The sequence below is a fragment of the Bradyrhizobium huanghuaihaiense genome (assembly GCF_007830635.1).
Lineage (GTDB): Bacteria > Pseudomonadota > Alphaproteobacteria > Rhizobiales > Xanthobacteraceae > Bradyrhizobium > Bradyrhizobium huanghuaihaiense.
The window spans coordinates 1-3646 of record NZ_VLLA01000086.1 but is presented as its reverse complement, the minus strand read 5'-3'; the positions used below and the strand labels follow the sequence as shown (position 1 = coordinate 3646).

The following is a 3646-nucleotide window of genomic DNA, read 5'->3' as shown; positions in this document are numbered from 1 at the left end:
GTTCAGCCAAAACAAACCAGCGCGCATTCTCTCGCCCCCGAATCAACACGTAGGCAAGAGAATCACGTGGCGCTATTTAGGTACAGACCCTAGTCATCCGGAACGCAAGTTCGTCGCATTGGTTGATAGCTTGAATCTCGAGAGAGGAGAGCGCTTGTGGCGAATGCAGGTGGGAAAGGCCGGCCGATCGCGCCGTTGGTGCTGAGTCCGCAGGAGCGGGCGTACTTGGAGAGGCAAGTTCGTCGTCATCGTGCTGCGCGGTTGCTTTCCTGAGCGATGCCGCGCGATCCTGCGGTGGGCGGATGGCTTGCCAAGCAAGTCTGTGGCTGCCGAACTCGGCCTCCACGAACACACCGTTGGCAAGTCGCGCCGCCGATTTTTGAAGGATCGCTGTGATGGCTTGCTTGACGAGGCACGCCCTGGCCGCCCTCGCACCATCAACGACGATCAGGTTGCCGCCATGATCGATCGCACGCTGCGTACGACGCCGGCCAAGGCGACGCAATGGTTGATCCGCTCGATGGCTGCGGAAACTGGCTTTTCCCGCACCACGATCCGCCGAATGTGGTCGGCGTTCGGCTTGCAACCGCACCGTAGCCAGACATTCAAGTTGTCGAGCGATCCGCGGCTCGTCGACAAGGCACGCGACATCGTCGGCTTTACCTGTCCCCGCCGAACCGAGCCCTTGTCCTCAGCATCGATGAGAAAAGCCAGATTCAGGCACTCGATCGCGAGCAGCCGGTCTTGCCAATGATGCCCGGCATACCGGAGCGTCGTACGCACAGCTATGTGCGGCATGGTGCGACCACGCTGTTTGCCGCGCTCGATGTCGCCTCGGGGTTCGTCATCGGCAAATGCTACAAGCGCCACCGGGCAGTCGAGTCTTGAAGTTTTTAAAAGAGATCGATGCTCAAGTTCCTGAAGGCCTCGATGTCCATATCGTCATGGACATGTGTAGACGCCCCCGTTGGTGCAAGAAGAATCTTTCGAAGAGTGCGGAGCGTGGTCGGGCGCTGACATGTGTTCGGCCTTTTGTTGCGGCTGCCACATGCCGCTGGCCCGTATGGGAGTTCGCGGAACGGGTCCAATTCAACTTCGCGTGCTCGAGGCGCGTATCCATGATCTGGTTTTCCCATTCCTGTCTCGTGACCGTGCGCCATACTCTCCGGTTGACCTTCTCACACTCACGGTCCCTGCCGCGGAACTACTTCGCCGCAGCCGGAGCCCGATAGGTTCCGCCTCTCGCCATCAATGCCCAGACGATGCGCGCCATCTTGTTAGCGAGGGCGACGATCACCAGCATGGGCGGCTTGAGGGCAAGCATGCGCGCAAGCCAAGAATCCGCTGTCGAGTCTTTGCGCATTGCCCAGCGCACGGCCGCGCTCGCGCCGATGATCAGTAGTCGTCGCAGGGTTCGTTCGCCCATACGTGACGTCTTGCCGAGCTTCTGCTTGCCTCCGGTGGAGCGCTGCAGCGGGGTAAGCCCCAGCCATGCCGCAAAGTCGCGTTGCGACCGTGCACGTCGGCTGCGCGGCAAGACATTTAAGGATCTGATCCCGGCGCAGCTTCTTGCGGAAAAGCACGGTTCCTGATGCATCCGCGCCGTGCATCTGGAACACATTCTTCGCCAGATCCAACGCGATTATGCTAAATTCCGACATGGACGCCTCCGTTCAAGTGATGGTCAACGACACCACTTTGGCACAGCGATGCCGTGAGGGGGCGTCCACATGGGGTAATCGCAGGAGCGTGTTGCCCTAAAGACAATCAATAGTCTTGGAGGGTGGCTGTTCCCCGATAGGATGGAAATACGGGCTCACGACTGGACGCCGGGCCCAAGCATCGAATGGAGAACAGCCATGGAAGAGTATATCGGTCTCGATGTGTCGATGAAAGAGACGGCGGTCTCGATCCGTCGAGCAGGTGAACGGATCTGGCGCGGCAAGTGTGCATCTGATCCCAGTGTCATCGCCGCGCTCATCCGCAAGCGGGCGCCGGCCGTGAAACGCGTGGTGTTCGAGACGGGACCGCTGTCGGTATGGTTCTATCATTCTTTGCGCACCGAAGGATTGCCGGCGATCTGCGTCGATGCGCGCCATGATAAAGCGGCGCTCGATATGGCGGCGAACAAGACGGACGCGAACGACGCCGATGGTCTGGCGCAGCTCGCGGAAGTCGGGTTCTTTCGTGAGGTGCGCGTGAAGGGATTCAACAGCATGCTGACCCGCACGCTTGTCGCGGCGCGCACGCGGCTGGTCCGGATCACCACCGAGCTTTCGAACCAGATCCGCGGCGTCATGAAGACCTTCGGTCTGCTTGTTCCCGCCGGAAAGGGAAGCACCTTCGAGAACGTCCGGAACCTTCTGGCTGATCAGGACGGACTTGCATCCATCGTGCTTCCGATGCTGGAAGCCTGGCGTGGCATTCGCATCCGCGCCGCCGAACTCGGTCGCCAGTTGGTTCGGGATGCGCGCGAGAGTCAGGCCTGCCGCATCCTCATGTCGATTCCGGGCATCGGTGCGATCACCGCAACCTCTTTTGCCACAGCTATTGAGGAGCCTGACAACTTTAGGAAATCCCGATCTGTTGGCGCGTGGATCGGCCTGACAACGCGCCGCTACCAATCCGGAGAAGTCGATTATGATGGCCATATATCCCGACGTGGCGACCGCCATTTGCGTGGGCTTCTCTATGAAGCGGCAGCGGTCATTCTGACGCGCAGCTCAACCGACAGCGCTCTGCGGACGTGGGGACGGCATCTCCGGGAGAGGATCGGCTTCAAAAGAGCCGCCGTGGCTGTGGCACGGAAACTGGCGGTGATAAGCATACGATGCTTAAGACCGGCGAGCTGTTCAATCCGAATGCCGGAGCTGCCGCATAAGCTCGGATAGCGTTCAGAACCTGAACGCCTAAGGTATCCCTGCCAGGACGTGAGCCGAGCCATTCCGCTGATGGGGTTGCACTGCTGACTCAGCAAAGTGCGTCGTCCACATTGAAGGCTCGTCCGCGAAGCTCCATCATGCGGCGACCAATGTCGACCGCGAAGACAACCACGCACCCGGCAGCGTCTCTTGACGAAACTAAATGCTTGACGTCCCAGCAGCGATTAGACGACACCTCCGTCGGGCAACTCGAGGCCGACATCTGCACCTTCATCCACCTGCACAACCAAAACCCGAAGCCCTTCAAATGGACCAAGTCCGCAGACCAGATTTTGGCTTCCGTCAAACGCTTCTGCCACAAAACCCAGCAGACTTTATGTGGCGAACATTAGATTCACGTGACTAGGTCGTCCTGTCCTGACGCTGCGATCTGCAGGCTGGCGCTCAATCGATGCTCGCATCTTCCGCGAGGCGCCGATGCGCTCGCCCGATAGCCTCTGGGCCGCGGCCTCGCCGACCGGATCACCGGATCAGCTGCGGCGCCAAGCGCAACAACTTGTTCGCCCATTTCGGGAGCTTCAGCGCCTACACCCTCGAGGACGTCGACTTGTACCACCTTGGCTAGGGGACCCTGCCACTCGGTTGACAAGCCGGTAGTGCTGATCGTCAACTAGTACCCACTTTTCTTGGAACGTGAGTCGTGATTCAAGGTCGGGATGATACCCGAAGCAAGAGAAGTCCACCTTTCGAGGAAAGATCGCAAG

The 3646-nt window shown here is 59.7% G+C and carries 4 pseudogenes; 3 read left to right on the top strand and 1 reads right to left on the bottom strand.

Annotated features, from left to right (window positions below):
* Positions 1-156: 156 nt before the first annotated feature.
* Positions 157-950, top strand: a pseudogene (locus tag IQ16_RS44825) (IS630 family transposase); the annotation flags it as partial.
* Positions 951-1204: 254 nt separating this feature from the next.
* Here IQ16_RS44825 and IQ16_RS44820 read toward each other — a convergent pair.
* Positions 1205-1534 (bottom strand): annotated as a pseudogene (locus IQ16_RS44820) (transposase); the annotation flags it as partial.
* Between the two features lie 325 nt (positions 1535-1859).
* On the opposite strand from IQ16_RS44820, the pseudogene IQ16_RS44815 reads away from it, so the two are divergent.
* A pseudogene (locus IQ16_RS44815) lies at positions 1860-2881 on the top strand (IS110 family RNA-guided transposase).
* A gap of 234 nt (positions 2882-3115) precedes the next feature.
* Positions 3116-3274, top strand: a pseudogene (locus IQ16_RS44810) (IS630 family transposase); the annotation flags it as partial.
* Between the last annotated feature and the right edge of the window lie 372 nt (positions 3275-3646).